Raw genomic sequence first — 20,686 nt, 5'->3', positions numbered from 1 at the left:
CATTTATGTCCCTCCTTTAACTATTAAAATTCTAGGCCGGCTTCGCGAGCGGCTTCAGCTAGTGCTTTCACACGTCCATGATACAAGTAACCTCCACGGTCGAATACAACAACTTTATAACCGTTGTCAATCGCACGCTTAGCAACTAGTTCACCGACTTTTTGAGCAGCCTCGACATTGCCTGTAGCATCAAGGTTGAAGTCATTGTCGACAGTAGACGCACTTGCTACCGTTACTTGGCTTTCATCGTTGATTAGCTGAGCATAAATGTGTTTGTTAGAGCGATATACGTTCAAGCGTGGGCGTTCAGCTGTGCCAAAGACATTCTTACGAACGCGTGCATGACGCTTTTTACGTACGACATTTTTATCTGCCTTCGTGATCATCAGGGTCACTCCTTTCTATACGTTAGCTATGAACCTTACTTAGCTGTTTTACCTTCTTTTCTGCGTACATATTCGCCTTCGTAGCGAATTCCTTTACCTTTATAAGGCTCTGGAGGACGGATCGCACGAATCTTCGCAGCAACAGCACCAACAAGTTCTTTGTCGATCCCTTTTACTGTTACTTTCGTGTTGGATGGAACCTCGATTTCGATTCCTTCGTGGTTATCGACTTCAACAGGGTGGGAGTAACCAGCGTTGATTACAACGTTTTGTCCCTGTTTCTGCGCACGGTAACCTACACCGATGATTTCAAGACTCTTTTCATAGCCTTTAGAAACACCTTCAACCATGTTACCGATCAGGCTGCGTGTAGTTCCGTGAAGAGCACGGTGTTCTTTGTGGTCGCTCGGACGAGCTACAGTAAGGATGTTGTCCTCAACTTTAACTGTGATGTCCTTGTGGAATGTACGAGTCAATTCCCCTTTAGGACCTTTTACTGTAATCGTGTTGTTATCCTGGATGATTTCTACACCTTCAGGAATTTCAAGTGATTTTAAACCTACGCGAGACATATGTTTGCACCTCCTGTCTGATCTGTTTTTTTACCAGATGTAAGCTAGAACTTCGCCACCGATGGCTTGTTCACGAGCTTCTTTATCTGTCAATACACCTTTTGATGTGGATACGACGGCTACACCTAGACCGTTAAGAACTTTCGGAAGTTCTTCAGCGTTAGCGTAAACACGTAGACCTGGCTTACTGATACGCTTCACACCAGTAATTACACGCTCGTTGTTTTGACCGTACTTAAGGAAGATGCGAAGAACACCTTGCTTGTTGTCTTCAACAAATTCGTAGTCACGTACAAAACCTTCACGCTTAAGGATATCAGCGATTTCTTTTTTAACGTTTGAAGCTGGAAGCTCAAGCTTCTCGTGACGCACCATGTTAGCGTTACGAATACGCGTCAGCATATCTGCAATTGGATCTGTCATTGTCATAACTCATTAACCTCCTTCCCTGTTTCGGGTTTACCAGCTGGCTTTTTTGACACCAGGGATTTGACCTTTATATGCAAGTTCACGGAAACAAATACGGCAAAGCTTAAACTTACGAAGTACGGAGTGCGGACGTCCGCAGCGTTCACAACGCGTGTATTCGCGCACTTGGTACTTCTGTTTACGCTGTTGCTTCGCGACCATTGATTTTTTAGCCACTATTTTCCCTCCTTATAGTTAGCTCATTATTTTTGGAACGGCATACCGAACTGAGCTAGAAGTTCACGTGCTTCTTCGTCAGAGTCAGCAGTAGTGACAATAACGATATCCATACCACGCACTTTGTTTACTTTATCGTAATCGATCTCTGGGAAAATCAATTGCTCTTTAACACCAAGTGTGTAGTTTCCACGACCGTCGAAAGCTTTTTTAGAAATACCACGGAAGTCACGCACACGTGGTAGAGATACAGCAATCAGTTTTTGGAGGAATTGGTACATACGCTCTCCACGAAGTGTAACCTTCGCACCAATTGGCATACCTTCACGTAGGCGGAAACCTGCAATTGATTTCTTCGCTTTTGTGATTACTGGCTTCTGTCCAGTGATCAATGTTAGTTCTTCTACAGCTGTATCAAGTGCTTTCGCGTTTTGAACAGCGTCACCTACACCCATGTTGACAACGATTTTCTCAACTTTTGGTGTTTGCATGATGGAGTCATATTCAAATTTGTTCATCAATGATGAAACAACTTCTTCTTGATATTGTTTCTTTAGTTCGTTCATCGTGTGGCCCTCCTTTCTTCTATGGCTTATTTATCTAGTGCTTCACCAGATTTTTTCGCGATACGAACTTTCTTGCCGTCCTCGACTTTGTAACCAACACGTGTCGGTTCACCAGACTTAGGGTCGATTGGCATTACGTTTGATACGTGGATCGCAGCTTCTTGTGTAAGGATTCCACCTTGTGGATTCTCCTGAGAAGGTTTCGCGTGCTTTTTAACTTCGTTCACACCTTCAACAAGAACACGATCTTTTTTCGGATATGCTTCAAGGACTGTACCTTGTTTGCCTTTATCCTTACCAGTAATAACCATTACTTTGTCACCTTTTTTTACGTGCATTCTTCGCGCACCTCCTTAACAAGGCATTTCATTCAGGCTTTTATAATACTTCTGGAGCTAGAGATACAATCTTCATGAATTTAGCATCACGAAGTTCACGAGCAACCGGTCCGAAGATACGAGTACCGCGTGGTCCTTTGTCATCACGCACGATTACTGCTGCGTTTTCATCAAAACGGATGTAAGAACCATCTTTACGGCGAACTCCACTCTTAGAACGTACGATAACAGCTTTTACAACTTCACCTTTTTTAACAACGCCTCCTGGTGTTGCCTGCTTCACAGTAGCAGTGATGATATCACCGATGTTAGCTGTTTTGCGGCCGGATCCACCCAATACTTTGATCGTTTGGATTTCACGAGCACCAGAGTTGTCTGCGACTTTCAGACGAGATTCCTGTTGAATCATAACATGTAACCTCCCTTCGGATTAACTCCGAGCGAACTTTATTTAGATAATGACAGACTCTTCAACAACTTCTAGAAGACGGAAACGCTTAGAAGCAGACAATGGACGAGTTTCCATGATGCTTACGATGTCGCCGTTTTTCGCTTGGTTGTTTTCGTCATGCGCTTTGAACTTTTTGGAATACTTTACGCGCTTTCCGTAAAGTTTGTGGAACTTATAAGTTTCTACTAGTACGGTGATGGTTTTATCCATCTTGTCAGAAACGACACGGCCAGTATAAACCTTACGATTATTACGTTCAGTCATGTGAGGGTGACCTCCTCTCATCTATTAGTTATTTACGCCTAGCTCACGTTCACGAGCAACGGTCTTCATACGTGCGATGGACTTGCGAACTTCACGGATACGTGCAGTGTTCTCAAGTTGACCTGTTGCCAATTGGAAGCGTAGGTTGAAAAGTTCTTCTTTAAGAGACTTAACTTTTTGTTCAATTTCGGCAGTGGTTAATTCACGGATCTCATTAGCCTTCATTGATTTCACCACCAATTTCTTCACGTTTTACGAATTTCGTACGGATCGGCAGTTTGTGTGAAGCAAGACGCAACGCTTCGCGTGCAACCTCTTCAGATACACCTGCGATCTCGAACATGATTTTCCCTGGCTTCACAACAGCTACGAAACCTTCTGGAGCACCTTTACCGGAACCCATTCGTACTTCTAGGGGCTTAGCAGTATAAGGCTTATCAGGGAAGATTTTAATCCAAACTTTACCGCCACGCTTCATGTAACGAGTCATCGCAATACGCGCTGCCTCGATTTGGCGGGCTGTGATCCATGCTGGATCGATTGCTTGCAAACCATATTCACCGAATGCTACTTCAGTACCGCCTTTTGCACGGCCTTTTAAGCTAGTACGGTGTTGACGACGATATTTAACACGTTTAGGCATTAACATAATGCTTTTCCCCCTTCCTTACTTGTCAGTTTTAGTTGGAAGGACTTCTCCACGATAGATCCACACTTTAACACCAAGCTTACCGTAAGTAGTGTCAGCTTCTGCAGTTCCGTAATCGATGTCTGCACGAAGTGTGTGTAGTGGTACTGTTCCTTCACTGTAATATTCAGCACGAGCGATATCCGCGCCACCTAGACGACCAGATACTTGGGTACGAATACCTTTTGCTCCTGCACGCATAGCGCGTTGGATTGTTTGTTTTTGAGCACGACGGAAGGATACGCGGTTCTCCAATTGACGTGCGATATTGTCAGCTACAAGAGTAGCGTCTAGATCTGGCTTTTTCACTTCAACGATGTTGATGTGAACGCGTTTACCAGTTAGTTGGTTTAGAGCTTTACGAAGTGCTTCTACTTCAGAACCGCCTTTACCGATAACCATTCCTGGCTTAGCTGTGTGCACAGTAATGTTTACACGGTTTGCTGCACGTTCGATTTCTACCGTAGAAAGAGCAGCATCTTTAAGACGATTTTCAACATATTCACGAATCTTGATGTCTTCATGTAACAAGTCTGCATAGTCTTTGCCAGCGTACCACTTGGATTCCCAGTCGCGGATTACGCCGATACGAAGACCTACCGGATTAATTTTTTGACCCACTGATTATCCCTCCTTTTTTTCTGATACGACCACTGTAATGTGGCTTGTGCGTTTGTTGATTTGGCTTGCGCGGCCCATTGCGCGAGGGCGGAAACGTTTAAGAGTTACGCCTTCGTTTACAAACGCTTCGGAAACGTATAGGTTTTCCGGGTCCATTTCATAGTTGTGTTCTGCGTTAGCGATCGCGGAGTTAAGAAGTTTCTCAACTACTGGAGATGCGCCACGCTGTGTTAGACGTAGTGTAGCTAGAGCTTCACCTACATTTTTTCCTCGAATTAAATCAATCACTAAACGAGCTTTACGAGGAGCGATACGAACGGTTTTAGCAACTGCTTTAGCTTGCATTAGAGTGCCTCCTCTCTATATTAGCGTTTTGTTTTCTTATCGTCGCCAGAGTGTCCTTTGAACGTACGGGATGGCGCGAATTCACCAAGTTTGTGACCTACCATGTCTTCAGTCACATAAACTGGTACGTGCTTACGACCGTCATAAACGGCGATTGTGTGTCCGACGAAGTTAGGGAAGATCGTAGAACGGCGAGACCAAGTCTTTACGACCTGCTGTTTATTATCTTCGTTCAACTTCTCGACTTTTTTCATTAAATGATCATCTACAAAAGGTCCTTTTTTCAGGCTGCGGCCCATGAATAAACCTCCCTTCGCGATTGAGAGACGGGTGTTATTGCCCGCCCGACAATCCCGTTATTTTTTACCGCGTCTACGCACGATATATTTATCAGACGGCTTGTTGCGTTTTCTCGTTTTGTATCCAAGAGTTGGTTTACCCCATGGAGATACTGGAGATGGCATACCGATTGGCGCGCGTCCTTCACCACCACCGTGTGGGTGATCACTAGGGTTCATTACGGAACCACGTACTGTAGGGCGCTTACCTTTCCAACGAGAACGTCCTGCTTTACCTACACTGATTAGTTCGTGCTCAAGGTTACCAACCTGACCGATTGTTGCACGGCAAGAGCTTAGTACCAAGCGAACTTCACCAGAAGTAAGACGTACAAGCGTATATTTATCTTCACGACCAAGGAGTTGTGCAGAAGCACCTGCAGAACGGACAAGCTGTCCTCCACGTCCTGGCTTAAGTTCTACGTTGTGTACGATTGTACCAACTGGAATGTCTTTCAACTGAAGAGCATTACCTGGTTTGATATCTGCACCTTCACCAGAAATAATTTCCGTTCCAACCTTCACACCTTTTGGAGCTAGGATGTAACGTTTTTCACCATCAACGTAATTGATTAGTGCAATGTTAGCGGAGCGGTTCGGATCATATTCGACTGTAGCAACGCGTCCAGGTATTCCATCTTTGTCACGCTTGAAGTCAATAATACGATACTGACGCTTGTGGCCTCCGCCCTGATGACGAACTGTCAGCTTACCCTGGTTGTTACGTCCACCTTTTTTATGAAGTGGAGTGACAAGGGAGCGTTCAGGCTTATCAGTTGTGATTTCAGCGAAATCAGATACTGACATGTGTCGACGACCGTTAGTAATTGGTCTGAACTTTTTAATCGCCATCTTTATTTCCCTCCTTCATATTTCAATTCGTTTATTTTATGCTTCGAAGATTTCTAGTTCTTCGCTGTCCTGAGTCAACGTGATAACTGCTTTCTTACGATCAGAGCGGTAACCGCCGTAACGACCCATACGCTTGAATTTACCTTTAAGGTTCATTGTGTTGACAGATGCAACTTGAACGCCAAAGATCTCTTCAACTGCTTTTTTAATTTCAGTTTTGTTAGCTTTCGGGCTAACTTCAAACGTATATTTCTTTTCTCCCATAAGATCAGCAGAATGTTCAGTAATGACAGGGCGCTTGATAATATCGCGTGGTTCTTTCATTATGAGAGCACCTCCCCTGCTTTTTCAGCTGCTTCCTTAGTAAGGATCAGCTTGTCATGCGTTAGCAAGTCTAACACACTTACTTGTTCTACAGGAAGACTCTTCACTGTAGGGATGTTATTAGAAGAAAGAGTTACGTTTTCGTCTGCTTCAGCAGTAACGATCAATGCTTTCTCGTTAACATCTAGTGCCTTAAGAATGTTTGCAACTTCTTTTGTTTTTGGAGCTTCTAGAGAAAGGCTCTCAAGAACAATGATGTTGTCTTCTTTCACTTTAGAAGAGAAAGCAGACTGAAGTGCCAAACGACGTACTTTTCTTGGCATCGTGTAGCTGTAGCTGCGTGGTGTAGGGCCAAATACAGTTCCGCCGCCTACCCATTGTGGTGAACGGATAGATCCTTGACGTGCACGGCCTGTACCTTTTTGGCGCCATGGCTTACGTCCGCCGCCACTAACTTCAGAACGTCCTTTTACTTTGTGTGTGCCTTGGCGAAGATTCGCGCGTTGCATCAACACAGTTTCGTGTAATACGTGAGTATTAGGTTCAATTCCAAAAACGGATTCGTTCAGTTCGATTTCACCAACGTTAGAACCGCTTTGGTTTAATAGTGCTACTTTAGGCATGACATATCCTCCCTTCGTTTATTATTTGCTAGCCTTAATTGCACTTGTAATCTTAACGTAAGATTTTTTCGCGCCTGGTACATTACCTTTGATAAGTAGTAGATTACGCTCAGCGTCCACTTTCACTACTTCAAGGTTTTGTAGAGTTACTGTTTCGCCACCCATTTGTCCTGCAAGACCTTTGCCTTTGAAGACTTTAGATGGGTCAGCACCTTGTCCCATAGAACCGGAACGACGGTGGAAACGGGAACCGTGAGTTTTAGGTCCAGTAGATTGGTTATGGCGCTTGATTGCACCCTGGAAACCTTTACCTTTAGAAGTTCCTGTAACGTCAATAGCGTCACCAGCTTCGAAAATATCAACTTTAACCTCTTGACCTAGTTCATAGGTGTCAAGGTTTGTATTACGGAATTCACGAACGTAGCGCTTAGGTGTTGTGCTTGCTTTATCAGCATGCCCTTGAGCAGCTTTCTTCAAGCGGTTTGACTTTTCATCAGCAAAACCTAGTTGGATCGCTTCGTAACCGTCGTTTTCTGTTGTTTTCTTTTGAAGAACAACGTTTGGCTCAGCCTGAACGACTGTTACTGGGATCAACTCACCATTATCAGAGAAAATCTGAGTCATGCCGACTTTTCGTCCTAAGATTCCTTTCGTCATCCGTTACACCTCCTATTATCTTTACGATTTATTTATAGTTTAATTTCGATATCCACACCAGATGGTAGATCCAAACGCATAAGTGAATCAACAGTCTGTGGTGTTGGATTAACAATGTCGATTAGACGTTTGTGTGTGCGCATTTCGAACTGCTCACGAGAATCTTTATACTTGTGAGTCGCACGAAGTACAGTATAAACAGAACGCTCTGTCGGAAGCGGGATCGGACCAGATACATTAGCTCCGGAACGCTTCGCAGTGTCTACGATCTTTTCTGCGGACTGATCAAGTACTCTGTGATCATACGCCTTTAAACGAATACGAATTTTCTCTTTTGCCATTATTTTCCCTCCTTCTTCGCCCATTTTTGAAATAGACATTCTCCGCGAAAAAACTTGACCACTAGCCATGGCAAAGGGGCCGGGTGTGTCAACAACCTTTCGCTTCATCGCCTTTTATGACCAACATTACTTATTATATAGAAGAAATGCGGTCATTGCAAGGATAAATCCATATTTTTTTCATCACGGACACTTAAAATATTATACTAGCGTTCCGTGTGTTTTTCAAGGGGGAAACAAGCATTCACTCGGTTCCTCCGATTTCATCGATCACTTCTTTGAAATCCATTGTCCATTAAAACAAATATGCAGAAGGATATCAACCGTCTCTGTTTAAACAAAAATTTTTAAAACATTCACTCAGATCATTTGATTGATTTCCACGTGTCAGTGATGGATCTATATAATAGCGATGAACGACAAAACAAATTGACCTCTTATTGCGATCGGCCAACATGGTAAAGGAAATACGACCATTTTCTTAGGTGAGATTACATGTCAAGCAATGTACTTCTTCAATAAAAAAGAGCAACAGCCAGAAGCTGTTGCTCTTTATATAGGTTGTAACTGAAATTACTTAGTGATTTCAGAAACTACGCCAGAACCTACTGTACGTCCACCTTCACGGATAGAGAAACGAGTTCCGTCCTCGATCGCGATTGGGGAGATAAGTTCTACAGTCATTTCAACGTTGTCTCCAGGCATAACCATTTCTACGCCTTCAGGAAGTTGAATAACACCAGTTACGTCCGTAGTACGGAAGTAGAACTGTGGGCGGTAGTTAGAGAAGAATGGAGTGTGACGTCCACCTTCGTCTTTAGCTAGTACATAAACTTCAGCTTTGAAGTTTGTGTGTGGTGTGATTGAACCAGGCTTAGCTAGTACTTGACCACGGTTGATGTCTTCACGCTTTACACCACGAAGAAGTGCACCAATGTTGTCGCCAGCTTCAGCGTAATCAAGAAGCTTACGGAACATTTCAACACCAGTTACGGCAGTTTTGCTGGACTCTTCAGCCATACCGATGATTTCAACTTCGTCACCGACTTTAACTTGTCCACGCTCAACACGGCCAGTTGCAACTGTACCACGGCCAGTGATAGAGAATACGTCCTCAACTGGCATCATGAATGGCTTGTCAGTGTCACGATCTGGAGTTGGAACATACTCGTCAACTGCGTCCATTAGGTCGTAGATTGCTTGCTCGTACTTCTCTTCACCTTCAAGAGCTTTAAGAGCAGAACCGCTGATTACTGGTACGTCATCACCATCGAAGTCGTACTCAGAAAGTAGGTCGCGTACTTCCATTTCTACTAGTTCAAGAAGCTCTTCGTCGTCTACCATGTCAACTTTGTTCAAGAATACAACGATAGCTGGTACACCTACGTTTTTAGAAAGTAGGATGTGCTCACGAGTTTGTGGCATTGGACCGTCAGCTGCAGATACAACTAGGATCGCGCCGTCCATTTGAGCAGCACCAGTGATCATGTTCTTAACGTAGTCTGCGTGACCTGGGCAGTCAACGTGTGCATAGTGACGAGATTCTGTTTCGTACTCAACGTGTGCAGTGGAGATTGTGATTCCACGCTCACGCTCTTCAGGAGCACCGTCGATCATGTCGTATGCCATTGCTTCACCAGAACCAGAACGCTTGTGAAGTACAGTCGTAATCGCTGCAGTTAGAGTTGTTTTACCGTGGTCAACGTGTCCAATTGTACCAATGTTAACGTGGGACTTGGACCGGTCAAATTTTTCTTTACCCATTGTATATTTCCTCCTTTAGATAAGTAACAATTTTGGTTTTTAAAGATTTATAGTGCAGCTTAGGAGTAAGCAATAGTCACTCCTAAGCTTACAATACAAGTTATACTTTAACTCGTCTAAAAAATCAATTATTCACCAGCATTTTTCTTGATGATTTCCTCAGAGATGCTCTTCGGAACTTCTTCATAGTGGTCGAAGTGCATTGTGTACGTACCACGGCCTTGAGTGTTGGAACGCAACGCTGTTGCATAACCGAACATCTCAGAAAGTGGAACAAATGCTTTAACCACTTGTGCATTACCACGAGTTTCCATACCTTCTACACGTCCACGACGGGAAGTTACGTCACCCATGATGTCGCCCATGTATTCCTCAGGAATAACAACTTCTACTTTCATCATTGGTTCAAGTAGAACAGGCTTACACTTGTTTTTCGCCTCTTTAAGTGCCATAGAAGCGGCAACTTTAAAGGCCATTTCGTTGGAGTCGACATCGTGGTAAGAACCATCGTATAGAGTCGCTTTGATGTCAACCATAGGGTAACCAGCTAGTACACCGTTTTCCATAGATTCTTTAATTCCTTGTTCTACGGAAGGAATGTATTCACGTGGTACAACACCACCGACGATCTTGTTGACGAATTCAAAACCAGCGCCTTCTTCGTTTGGTTCGAACTCAACCCATACGTGACCGAATTGTCCACGACCACCGGATTGACGTACGAACTTACCTTCCACTTGTGCACTTCCACGGAATGTTTCACGGTAAGCCACTTGTGGAGCACCAATGTTCGCTTCAACTTTGAACTCACGTCTCAAACGGTCAACGATGATATCTAGGTGAAGTTCACCCATACCCGCGATGATCGTTTGACCCGTTTCAACGTTCGTTTCTGTTTGGAACGTTGGATCCTCTTCAGCTAGTTTACCAAGAGCGATAGACATCTTATCTTGGTCAGCTTTAGATTTAGGCTCGATAGCAACAGAGATTACCGGATCAGGGAAGTCCATGGACTCAAGAATAACAAGACTCTTTTCGTCACATAGTGTATCACCCGTACCTGTATCTTTAAGTCCTACCGCACCAGCGATATCCCCTGCATATACAGTGGAGATCTCTTCACGAGAGTTGGCGTGCATTTGTAGGATACGTCCTACACGCTCACGCTTGTCTTTCGTGGAGTTTTTCACGTATGAACCAGCATTCAAAGTACCGGAATACACGCGGAAGAAAGTCAATTTACCTACATAAGGGTCTGTCGCAACTTTAAATGCCAATGCAGAGAAAGGCTCGTTGTCGTCAGGCTTACGTACGACATCTTCTTCTGTTTGTGGTACGTGACCTTCAATTGGAGGTACATCTAATGGAGATGGTAGATAGTCAATAACACCATCAATCAATAGTTGAACACCTTTGTTTTTGAAGGCAGAACCACAGAATACTGGGTAGAATTCAACACTTAGAGTAGCTTTACGGATCGCATCCTTAAGCTGTTCGTTTGTGATTTCTTCTCCCTCTAGATACTGCATCATCAAGTCTTCATCAAGTTCTGCAACAGCTTCTACAAGCTTGCCACGATACTCTTCAGCTTGATCTTTGTACTCGTCAGGAATCGGGCGTGCTTCAGCACGTGTTCCCAAGTCGTCCATGTAGTAGTATGCTTCCATCGTTACTAGGTCGATGATTCCTTCGAACTCATCTTCCGCACCGACAGGAAGTTGAACAGCTGCTGCATTCGCTCCTAGGCGGTCTTGCAACGTGCCTAGGGAGTAGATGAAGTCAGCTCCGATTTTGTCCATTTTGTTAATGAAGACAATACGTGGAACACCGTATGTCGTAGCTTGGCGCCAAACAGTTTCTGTTTGAGGCTCAACACCAGATTGTGCGTCAAGGACAGCTACGGAACCATCAAGTACACGCAGGGAACGTTCAACTTCTACAGTGAAGTCTACGTGTCCTGGAGTATCAATGATGTTGATACGGTGACCTTTCCACTGAGCAGTTGTAGCGGCGGAAGTGATTGTAATTCCGCGCTCTTGTTCCTGCTCCATCCAGTCCATTTGGGAAGCTCCTTCGTGAGTTTCACCAATTTTGTGGATACGTCCTGTGTAGAAAAGAATACGCTCTGTCGCCGTTGTTTTACCAGCGTCGATGTGAGCCATTACCCCGATATTCCGAGTCTTTTCCAAGGAGAACTCTCTAGCCATGCATCTTTCTCCTTCCTGTTTGAACCTTTATTTTTTTGGTGATTACCAGCGATAGTGAGCGAATGCTTTGTTCGCTTCCGCCATTTTGTGCATTTCTTCGCGACGCTTCACAGATGCACCTGTGTTGTTAGCTGCATCTAGAATTTCGTTAGCTAGGCGCTCTTCCATCGTTTTCTCTCCGCGAAGACGCGCATAGTTTACGATGAAACGCAAGCCTAGTGCCTGGCGACGTTCTGGACGAACCTCAACAGGTACCTGATAGTTGGAACCACCTACACGACGAGCGCGTACCTCCAATACAGGCATTACGTTCTTCATTGCTTGATCAAATGCTTCCATAGCGTCATTACCGCTACGTTCTTGAACAAGTTCAAATGCTTTATAAAGGATTTTCTGTGCTTTACCGCGCTGACCGTTAACCATGATTTGGTTGATCAAGCGAGTAACAAGCTTAGAGTTATACATTGGATCTGGTAACACATCACGTTTAGCTACTGGACCTTTACGTGGCATATGTTCCCCTCCCTTCTTCGGTGTTTTATTTAAGCGATATTCTCATACCGATTATTTTTTAGCTTTTGGCTTTTTCGTACCGTACTTGGAACGACCTTGCATACGGCCATCAACACTTGCTGTGTCAAGGGCACCACGGACAACGGTGTAACGTACACCCGGCAAGTCTTTAACTTTACCGCCACGGATAAGAACAACACTGTGTTCTTGTAGGTTGTGGCCTTCACCAGGGATATAAGCGTTAACCTCAAGCTGGTTAGTTAGACGAACACGTGCATACTTACGTAGGGCAGAGTTCGGTTTCTTAGGTGTCATTGTTCCAACACGTGTGCAAACACCACGTTTTTGTGGAGCAGAAAGGTCAGTCATACGCTTTTTATAGCTGTTGTAACCTTTGTTCAAAGCTGGAGAGTTAGACTGCTTCGTTTTGCTCACGCGTCCTTTGCGTACCAATTGGTTAATAGTTGGCATGTTTGTATCCTCCCTTCGTACTTTTTTAATACCACACATCCAGGTGGTTCATAAAAAGGCAAAAAACAAAGCTTTCGCGTTAGACGCCAAAACTTTATTGCTTTATCGCCACTGTAGCCGCACCAACATCAATACCACATGCATTCCCGAGTTCCTTCATCGAAGTTACTCGTGTGTGAGGAATGTTCAGTTGTTGGGCTAATTTAGCTACTTTAACTGTCATCGACTGATCAGCATCGTCAGCCGTTATGACTTCAACCACTTCGCCATTTTTCATGGCTTTTAGTGTTTGTTTGGTTCCAATGATTATATCGGATTTAGCCTGTGCTACTTTTTCATAAGACATCTTCATATCCTCCAAAGTAACAAGGATAAATGGAAGCACCTTGATTATAATATCACTCACCCAAATGCATGTCAACTGCATCCGGGTGAGTTTTTTAGTGCTTCCTTTAATTTTACACCTTGTTAACATCTACTTCTTTATTTTAAGAATGTGTGACTTCTTCCGTCACTTCTGGAACCTCTTGTCTTTGCTGCTCGGATTGCGCTTGGATCTTGCGGTATCGAGTCATACCCGTACCTGCAGGAACAAGCTTACCGATAATAACATTCTCTTTCAGTCCTAGCAACTCATCACGCTTACCTTTAATCGCTGCGTCTGTAAGGACACGTGTTGTTTCCTGGAACGATGCAGCGGATAGGAAGCTGTCTGTTTCAAGAGACGCTTTGGTAATACCAAGGATGACCGGACGACCGACTGCCGGTTGGCCACCTTCCATAAGCGCTTTTTGGTTCGCATCTTTGAATTGGTGAATCTCAAGTAGAGAACCTGGAAGTACATCTGTGTCACCAGAGTCAAGGACACGTACTTTACGAAGCATCTGGCGCACCATAACTTCGACGTGCTTGTCGGAGATTTCAACCCCTTGCATTCGGTAAACTTTCTGTACTTCTTTGAGAAGGTATTCTTGAACGCCATCAAGACCTTGAACGGTCAGCAATTCTTTAGGATCAATGGAACCTTCTGTTAGAGGTCCACCAGCTTTGACCTCATCACCAACGGACACTTTCATACGCGCACCATAAGGAGCGGTGTAAGAACGTGATTCTACAGCACCTTGAACGACGATTTCCTGCTTCTCTTTTACTTCATTGATTTCATGAACCGTACCGTCAATCTCTGTGATCACAGCTTGACCTTTCGGATTACGGGCTTCCACAATCTCCTGGATACGCGGAAGACCCTGCGTGATATCGTCTCCGGCTACACCACCTGTGTGGAAGGTACGCATAGTAAGCTGTGTACCTGGCTCACCGATGGATTGTGCAGCAATGATTCCAACTGCTTCGCCGACTTCAACTTCATCACCTGTAGCAAGGTTACGGCCATAACATTTCTTACAAACTCCGTGTTTCGTATTACATGTGAATGCTGTACGAATCACGATCTCTTCAATGCCAGCATCAACGATTTGACGTGCGACATCTTCAGATATAACTTCATTTCTTTCAACCATAACAGCATCAGTTTCAGGGTGTTTCACTGTCTGGAATGCTGTACGTCCGATCAGACGGTCGATTAATGGTTCAATCACCTCTGTTCCCTCTGTCAATGCAGCAACAGGGAGTCCTCGGTCCGTTCCACAGTCATCTTCACGGACAATGACATCTTGAGCTACGTCTACAAGACGACGAGTCAAGTAACCGGAGTCGGCTGTCTTAAGGGCCGTATCGGCAAGTCCTTTACGGGCACCGTGTGTGGAGATGAAGTACTCAAGTACCGTCAAACCTTCACGGAAACTGGACTTGATCGGAAGTTCGATGATTCGTCCAGCCGGGTTGGCCATCAGACCACGCATACCAGCAAGCTGCGTAAAGTTAGAGGCGTTACCACGGGCACCGGAATCACTCATCATGAAGATCGGGTTACGCGGGTTCAAGGACTTCATCAGACGGTTCTGAATATCATCTTTAGCCGCAGACCAGATTTCGATGACGCGATCATATCGTTCCTCTTCAGTGATAAGACCACGACGGAACTGTTTCAAGACTTTATCTACTTTCTCCTGCGCTTCATCAAGGATTTCCTGCTTCTCTGGAAGTACGACAACGTCGGATACACCGACAGTAATACCGGCCTTCGTGGAGTAAGCAAAACCAAGGTCCTTCATGCGGTCAAGCATCTTAGACGTTTCACTGATGGAGAAACGCTTGAACACTTCTGCGATGATATCCCCAAGGATTCCTTTCTTGAATGGAGATACTTCTTCGCGCTTGGAAATCTCCTCGCGGATATCCGTACCTTTTTCAATGAAGTAATGATCAGGAGTCTTGATTTCCAAGTTCTCTTTCGTCGGTTCATTGATATAAGGGAATGAATTCGGCAGCATTTCGTTGAAAATCAACTTACCTACTGAAGTTAGTAGAAGCTGCTGATTCTGTTTTTCAGTAAATGTTTCGTTATTCAAAGAGCTAGCCTGAACAGCTACACGGGTGTGCAGGTGGGCATAGCCGTTTTGATAAGCCATCAATGCTTCATTCAAATCTTTGAAGAACATGCCTTCTCCGATGGCACCTTCTCTTTCCAGAGTCAAGTAGTAGTTACCTAATACCATATCCTGGGAAGGTGTAACGACTGGCTTACCATCCTTAGGGTTAAGAATGTTTTGAGCAGCAAGCATCAAAATACGTGCTTCCGCCTGAGCTTCAGAAGATAGTGGCACGTGTACAGCCATTTGGTCTCCGTCGAAGTCGGCGTTGTATGCCGTACATACAAGCGGGTGCAGACGAATGGCACGACCCTCGACAAGTGTCGGTTCAAAGGCCTGGATACCCAAACGGTGCAACGTTGGTGCACGGTTGAGTAGAACCGGGTGTTCTTTGATGACATCTTCAAGGACATCCCATACTTCATGATGCACGCGCTCGATTTTGCGCTTCGCTGATTTGATGTTATGAGCAAGACCTCGGGATACAAGCTCTTTCATAACAAATGGTTTGAACAATTCCAGAGCCATTTCTTTTGGAAGACCACACTGGTACATCTTCAAGGATGGTCCTACAACGATAACGGAACGTCCGGAATAGTCAACACGCTTACCTAGCAAGTTCTGACGGAAACGACCTTGCTTACCTTTCAACATGTGAGAAAGGGATTTAAGCGGGCGGTTTCCTGGCCCTGTTACAGGGCGGCCACGACGACCATTATCAATCAATGCATCGACAGCTTCTTGCAGCATACGTTTCTCGTTTTGAACGATGATTGTCGGTGCTCCAAGGTCCAACAAACGCTTCAAGCGGTTGTTACGGTTGATTACACGACGATACAAGTCGTTCAAATCGGATGTCGCAAAACGTCCACCATCAAGCTGGACCATTGGACGAAGTTCCGGTGGGATGACCGGAAGTACGTCAAGAATCATCCATGATGGATCGTTTCCTGAGTTACGGAAAGATTCCAATACTTCAAGACGCTTGATCGCGCGAGTACGACGTTGTCCTTGAGCTGTTTTCAGCTCTTCTTTCAACGTATCTACTTCACCATCAAGGTCGATATCAAATAGGAGCTTGCGGATGGCTTCTGCACCCATAGCCGCCTGGAATCCTTGTCCGAACTTCTCGCGGTAAGAGCGGTATTCTTTTTCAGAAAGCAGTTGCTTCTTCTCAAGTGCCGTCTCACCTGGATCCGTAACAATATAGGCTGCGAAATAGATGACTTCCTCCAATGCTCTTGGAGACATGTCCAACACAAGACCCATACGGCTCGGAATTCCTTTGAAGTACCAAATGTGAGAGACAGGGGCAGCTAGCTCTAGGTGCCCCATACGCTCACGGCGTACTTTAGCCTTTGTTACTTCTACGCCACAGCGGTCACAAACGACACCCTTATAACGGACACGCTTGTATTTCCCACAGTGACACTCCCAGTCTTTCTGCGGGCCGAAAATTCGCTCGCAGAAAAGACCGTCTTTTTCTGGTTTCAACGTACGATAGTTGATGGTTTCTGGCTTCTTAACCTCACCGTAAGACCAAGAACGAATCTTATCCGGTGAAGCCAGGCCAATTTTCATATACTCAAAGTTATTTACATCTAGCAAGGGGCCTACCTCCCTTTCAGTATCCAGGTTTTACCCTAAACTTAGAACACGAGCAGCAGCAGTATTTCTATCTTAGTCGTCTAAGTTCAAATTCTCGGATTCTTTGGTTTGCTCTTCTTCGATATCACGCATTTCGATCTCTTGTTCATCACCAGAAAGGATTTTTACATCCATTCCCAAACTCTGCAGCTCTTTAATTAGAACCTTGAATGATTCAGGAACGCCAGGCTCAGGAACGTTGTCACCTTTAACGATAGCTTCGTACGTTTTCACACGTCCGACGACATCATCTGATTTAACAGTCAAGATTTCTTGAAGAGTATAAGCAGCACCGTATGCTTCAAGTGCCCATACCTCCATCTCACCGAAACGCTGTCCACCGAATTGCGCTTTACCACCAAGTGGCTGTTGCGTAACCAATGAATACGGTCCAGTTGAACGGGCGTGCAATTTATCGTCAACCATGTGCGCCAGTTTGATCATATACATGACACCGACGGATACTCGGTTATCAAATGGATCTCCAGTACGTCCATCATACAGGATCGTTTTGGCATCACGGGCCATGCCTGCTTCTTGCAACGTTTCCCATACATCTTCCTCGCGGGCACCGTCAAATACTGGGGTAGCAATTCTTTCACCCATCAAACGAGCAGCCATACCCATGTGCAGCTCTAGTACCTGACCGATGTTCATACGTGATGGAACACCTAGTGGGTTCAACATGATGTCTACCGGGGTACCATCCGGAAGGAAAGGCATATCTTCTTCTGGAAGAATCTTAGAAATAACACCTTTGTTTCCGTGACGACCAGCCATCTTATCCCCTTCAGAAATCTTACGCTTCTGAACGATATAGACACGAATCAACTGGTTCACACCTGGTGGTAGTTCGTCTCCGTCTTCACGGTTGAAGATTTTCACGTCAAGGACAATTCCGCCTGCACCGTGTGGCACACGCAAGGATGTGTCACGGACTTCACGGGCTTTTTCACCGAAGATTGCATGAAGGAGACGCTCTTCTGCAGATAGTTCAGTCACACCTTTTGGCGTAACTTTACCAACAAGCAGATCACCATCGCTTACTTCAGCACCCACGCGGATAATTCCACGGTCGTCCAAGTCACGAAGTGCGTCTTCACCAACGTTTGGAATGTCACGAGTGATTTCTTCTGGTCCGAGTTTCGTATCACGAGCTTCGGATTCGTATTCTTCTATATGAATGGACGTGTACACATCATCTTTCACGAGACGTTCACTCATGATGATGGCATCCTCATAGTTATAACCATCCCATGTCATGAAAGCGACAAGTGGGTTTTGACCTAGAGCCAATTCACCCATATCCATGGAAGGTCCGTCTGCAAGAATTTCTCCTTGCTTCACGCGATCCCCTTTAGAAACGATTGGTCGCTGGTTGTAACAGCTTCCTTGGTTAGATCGAATGAACTTCTGCAGGCGATAACGATCAAGATCACCCTCGACCTCTTTGCCATCTACTTCAGAAATGCGGCGCACACGAACTTCTTTTGCTTCTACGCGCTCTACAATTCCTTCATGTCTACAAATAACAGCCGCACCGGAATCTTTACCGGATACATATTCCATACCTGTACCGACAAGCGGAGCATCAGGTTTGAGCAATGGTACTGCTTGACGTTGCATGTTCGCACCCATCAAGGAACGGTTGGAGTCATCGTTCTCAAGGAAAGGAATACATGCCGTCGCAGCAGATACAACCTGCTTCGGAGATACATCCATGTAGTCGATACGATCACGGCTAACGACCGTGTTCTCACCACGGAAACGAGCGATAACTTCTTCATCCGTGAAAGCACCGTCATCTTCAAGCTTAGCGTTCGCCTGTGCGACAACGTAATTGTCTTCCTCATCAGCTGTCAGATAGTCGATTTGAGCCGTTACTTTATTCGTATCAGGATCCACACGACGATATGGTGTTTCGATGAAACCAAACTCGTTCACTTTCGCATAGGAAGAAAGGGAGTTAATCAAACCGATGTTTGGTCCCTCCGGCGTTTCGATCGGACACATACGACCATAGTGGGAATAGTGTACGTCACGAACTTCGAATCCTGCACGCTCACGAGTCAGACCACCAGGTCCCAATGCTGAAAGACGACGTTTATGCGTCAATTCTGCCAACGGGTTGGTTTGGTCCATGAACTGAGATAGCTGCGAGCTGCCAAAGAACTCTTTAATTGAGGCAATGACAGGGCGAATGTTAATCAATTGTTGTGGTGTGATGGAAGATGTGTCTTGAATAGACATACGCTCACGAACCACACGCTCCATACGGGAAAGACCGATACGGAACTGGTTCTGAAGTAATTCACCAACCGAACGTAGGCGGCGGTTACCAAGGTGGTCAATGTCATCTGTTCCACCGACATCGTGCAACAAGTTGAAGAAATAACTGATGGAAGAAAGGATATCCGCAGGGGTGATGTTCTTCACGTCACGATCAATGTTTGCATTGCCGATGACATTGATAGAACGTTCACCTTCTGGGTCCGTCGGGTCAACGATCTTGACAGACTGGACTTGGATTGGGTCTTCAAGGACTCCGTCTACCGGGTCCAACGTTTCTTCACTCAATGTGCCTTCTTCATCATCAAAGTGAGGGATCAGCTTGTTCAATAGGCGACGATCAATCTTGTCCCCTTTTTCAGCGATCACTTCGCCTGTTTCTTCATCTACTAGCGTTTCTGCCAGCGTTTGGTTAAACAAACGATCTTTGATATGAAGCTTTTTATTCATTTTATAACGACCAACACGTGCTAGGTCATAGCGTTTCGGGTCGAAGAAACGGGACACAAGCAAGCTCTTCGCATTTTCTACCGTTGGCGGCTCGCCAGGGCGCAGACGCTCGTAGATTTCAAGCAATGCTTTCTCTGTGTTTTCCGTATTGTCTTTTTCCAACGTGTTCTTCAAGTATTCGTTATCACCAATAAGATCGATGATCTCCTGGTCCGTACCGAATCCTAAAGCACGTAAAAGCACGGTAATTGGTAACTTACGAGTACGATCGATACGGACGTGTACGACGTCTTTTGCATCGGTTTCAAACTCAAGCCACGCTCCGCGGTTCGGGATGACGGTAGCTGTGTAACCTCTCTTACCATTCTTATCAATCTTCTTGTTGAAGTACACACTAGGAGAACGAACAAGCTGAGAAACGATAACACGCTCAGCACCATTAATTACGAAGGTACCTGTGTCTGTCATCAGTGGGAAATCACCCATGAATACTTCTTGTTCTTTCACTTCTCCCGTCTCATTATTTAAGAGACGTACTTTCACACGTAGTGGTGCGTTATATGTTACATCGCGATCCTTTGACTCATCGACTGGATACTTTGGTTCGCCAAGACTGTAGTCCACAAACTCCAGTGACAAATTACCTGTGAAATCTTCGATTGGAGAAATATCCTGGAACATTTCCTTCAAGCCTTCTTCTAAGAACCAATCATAAGAAGCGGTTTGAATTTCAATCAAGTTCGGTAATTCTAATACCTCACTGATGCGTGCATAACTTCTGCGCTGGCGGTGTCGTCCATACTGAACTAGTTGACCTGTCAACTGATTCACCCCTCAAATCA

The 20,686-nt window shown here is 45.0% G+C and carries 25 protein-coding genes; all 25 read right to left on the bottom strand.

Translation table 11 applies throughout. The features are described 5' to 3' along the window. Positions 1-23 precede the first annotated feature (23 nt). Positions 24-386, bottom strand: coding sequence for a 50S ribosomal protein L18 (gene rplR / locus ACXACN_RS15775; RefSeq protein WP_074736217.1), 363 nt, complete (start codon positions 384-386; stop codon positions 24-26). Between the two features lie 35 nt (positions 387-421). Continuing rightward, a complete protein-coding gene (rplF, locus tag ACXACN_RS15770; protein ID WP_474965723.1) occupies positions 422-958 on the bottom strand; it encodes a 50S ribosomal protein L6 in 537 nt (178 codons plus the stop codon). A 30-nt stretch (positions 959-988) separates the two neighbouring features. Beyond that, the gene (gene rpsH / locus ACXACN_RS15765) at positions 989-1,387 is read right to left on the bottom strand and encodes a 30S ribosomal protein S8 (protein WP_089654429.1); all 399 of its coding nucleotides are present in this window, start codon (positions 1,385-1,387) and stop codon (positions 989-991) included. A gap of 30 nt (positions 1,388-1,417) precedes the next feature. Beyond that, positions 1,418-1,603, bottom strand: a complete 186-nt coding sequence (locus ACXACN_RS15760; RefSeq protein WP_035511674.1) for a type Z 30S ribosomal protein S14 — start codon at positions 1,601-1,603, stop codon at positions 1,418-1,420. 26 nt (positions 1,604-1,629) lie between these two features. Beyond that, a complete protein-coding gene (gene rplE / locus ACXACN_RS15755) occupies positions 1,630-2,169 on the bottom strand; it encodes a 50S ribosomal protein L5 (RefSeq protein WP_115824707.1) in 540 nt (179 codons plus the stop codon). Positions 2,170-2,195: 26 nt separating this feature from the next. Continuing rightward, on the bottom strand, positions 2,196-2,507 hold the full coding sequence (rplX, locus tag ACXACN_RS15750) for a 50S ribosomal protein L24 (RefSeq protein ID WP_474965721.1): 312 nt from the start codon (positions 2,505-2,507) through the stop codon (positions 2,196-2,198). A 40-nt stretch (positions 2,508-2,547) separates the two neighbouring features. Then, positions 2,548-2,916, bottom strand: a complete 369-nt coding sequence (rplN, locus tag ACXACN_RS15745) for a 50S ribosomal protein L14 (RefSeq protein ID WP_035511677.1) — start codon at positions 2,914-2,916, stop codon at positions 2,548-2,550. A gap of 42 nt (positions 2,917-2,958) precedes the next feature. Continuing rightward, entirely contained in the window at positions 2,959-3,222 is a 264-nt protein-coding gene (gene rpsQ / locus ACXACN_RS15740) for a 30S ribosomal protein S17 (RefSeq protein WP_035511679.1), read from the bottom strand. 24 nt (positions 3,223-3,246) lie between these two features. Next, positions 3,247-3,447, bottom strand: a complete 201-nt coding sequence (gene rpmC, locus ACXACN_RS15735; protein ID WP_008636054.1) for a 50S ribosomal protein L29 — start codon at positions 3,445-3,447, stop codon at positions 3,247-3,249. After that, positions 3,437-3,871 (bottom strand): 50S ribosomal protein L16, encoded by a 435-nt coding sequence (gene rplP / locus ACXACN_RS15730; RefSeq protein ID WP_027953416.1) that lies wholly within the window; start codon positions 3,869-3,871, stop codon positions 3,437-3,439. Before rplP ends, rpmC begins: the two co-directional genes overlap by 11 nt. Positions 3,872-3,889: 18 nt before the next feature. After that, positions 3,890-4,531, bottom strand: coding sequence for a 30S ribosomal protein S3 (rpsC, locus tag ACXACN_RS15725; protein WP_035511682.1), 642 nt, complete (start codon positions 4,529-4,531; stop codon positions 3,890-3,892). A gap of 3 nt (positions 4,532-4,534) precedes the next feature. Next, complete coding sequence (rplV, locus tag ACXACN_RS15720) at positions 4,535-4,876, bottom strand: 50S ribosomal protein L22 (protein ID WP_035511684.1); 342 nt, start codon at positions 4,874-4,876, stop codon at positions 4,535-4,537. 20 nt (positions 4,877-4,896) lie between these two features. Next, on the bottom strand, positions 4,897-5,175 hold the full coding sequence (rpsS, locus tag ACXACN_RS15715) for a 30S ribosomal protein S19 (protein ID WP_035511685.1): 279 nt from the start codon (positions 5,173-5,175) through the stop codon (positions 4,897-4,899). A 57-nt stretch (positions 5,176-5,232) separates the two neighbouring features. Continuing rightward, a complete protein-coding gene (rplB, locus tag ACXACN_RS15710; RefSeq protein ID WP_474965720.1) occupies positions 5,233-6,066 on the bottom strand; it encodes a 50S ribosomal protein L2 in 834 nt (277 codons plus the stop codon). Between the two features lie 36 nt (positions 6,067-6,102). Further along, positions 6,103-6,390 (bottom strand): 50S ribosomal protein L23, encoded by a 288-nt coding sequence (rplW, locus tag ACXACN_RS15705; protein WP_474965719.1) that lies wholly within the window; start codon positions 6,388-6,390, stop codon positions 6,103-6,105. Further along, positions 6,390-7,013 carry a 50S ribosomal protein L4 gene (gene rplD / locus ACXACN_RS15700; RefSeq protein ID WP_474965717.1) on the bottom strand — a complete coding sequence of 208 codons (624 nt, stop codon included), beginning with the start codon at positions 7,011-7,013 and terminating at the stop codon, positions 6,390-6,392. The genes rplW and rplD overlap by 1 nt, the downstream gene beginning before the upstream one ends. A gap of 21 nt (positions 7,014-7,034) precedes the next feature. Further along, the gene (gene rplC / locus ACXACN_RS15695) at positions 7,035-7,670 is read right to left on the bottom strand and encodes a 50S ribosomal protein L3 (protein ID WP_474965716.1); all 636 of its coding nucleotides are present in this window, start codon (positions 7,668-7,670) and stop codon (positions 7,035-7,037) included. Positions 7,671-7,702: 32 nt separating this feature from the next. Beyond that, positions 7,703-8,011, bottom strand: coding sequence for a 30S ribosomal protein S10 (gene rpsJ, locus ACXACN_RS15690; RefSeq protein ID WP_089654435.1), 309 nt, complete (start codon positions 8,009-8,011; stop codon positions 7,703-7,705). Between the two features lie 573 nt (positions 8,012-8,584). Then, on the bottom strand, positions 8,585-9,775 hold the full coding sequence (gene tuf, locus ACXACN_RS15685) for an elongation factor Tu (protein WP_474965715.1): 1,191 nt from the start codon (positions 9,773-9,775) through the stop codon (positions 8,585-8,587). A gap of 128 nt (positions 9,776-9,903) precedes the next feature. Beyond that, the gene (gene fusA / locus ACXACN_RS15680) at positions 9,904-11,982 is read right to left on the bottom strand and encodes an elongation factor G (RefSeq protein WP_474965713.1); all 2,079 of its coding nucleotides are present in this window, start codon (positions 11,980-11,982) and stop codon (positions 9,904-9,906) included. A 42-nt stretch (positions 11,983-12,024) separates the two neighbouring features. Next, positions 12,025-12,495 (bottom strand): 30S ribosomal protein S7, encoded by a 471-nt coding sequence (gene rpsG / locus ACXACN_RS15675; RefSeq protein ID WP_160916734.1) that lies wholly within the window; start codon positions 12,493-12,495, stop codon positions 12,025-12,027. Positions 12,496-12,546: 51 nt separating this feature from the next. After that, positions 12,547-12,966, bottom strand: coding sequence for a 30S ribosomal protein S12 (gene rpsL, locus ACXACN_RS15670; protein ID WP_474965711.1), 420 nt, complete (start codon positions 12,964-12,966; stop codon positions 12,547-12,549). 94 nt (positions 12,967-13,060) lie between these two features. Continuing rightward, on the bottom strand, positions 13,061-13,312 hold the full coding sequence (locus ACXACN_RS15665; protein ID WP_474965710.1) for a 50S ribosomal protein L7ae-like protein: 252 nt from the start codon (positions 13,310-13,312) through the stop codon (positions 13,061-13,063). A 142-nt stretch (positions 13,313-13,454) separates the two neighbouring features. Further along, a complete protein-coding gene (gene rpoC, locus ACXACN_RS15660) occupies positions 13,455-17,066 on the bottom strand; it encodes a DNA-directed RNA polymerase subunit beta' (RefSeq protein ID WP_474965708.1) in 3,612 nt (1,203 codons plus the stop codon). A 72-nt stretch (positions 17,067-17,138) separates the two neighbouring features. Further along, a complete protein-coding gene (rpoB, locus tag ACXACN_RS15655; RefSeq protein ID WP_206948243.1) occupies positions 17,139-20,666 on the bottom strand; it encodes a DNA-directed RNA polymerase subunit beta in 3,528 nt (1,175 codons plus the stop codon). Positions 20,667-20,686: the final 20 nt, after the last annotated feature.

This window comes from Halobacillus sp. AWM4_238 (genome assembly GCF_056158265.1).
Note: the sequence above shows the minus strand (reverse complement) of the source record. Positions and strands in the feature narration are given on the sequence as shown.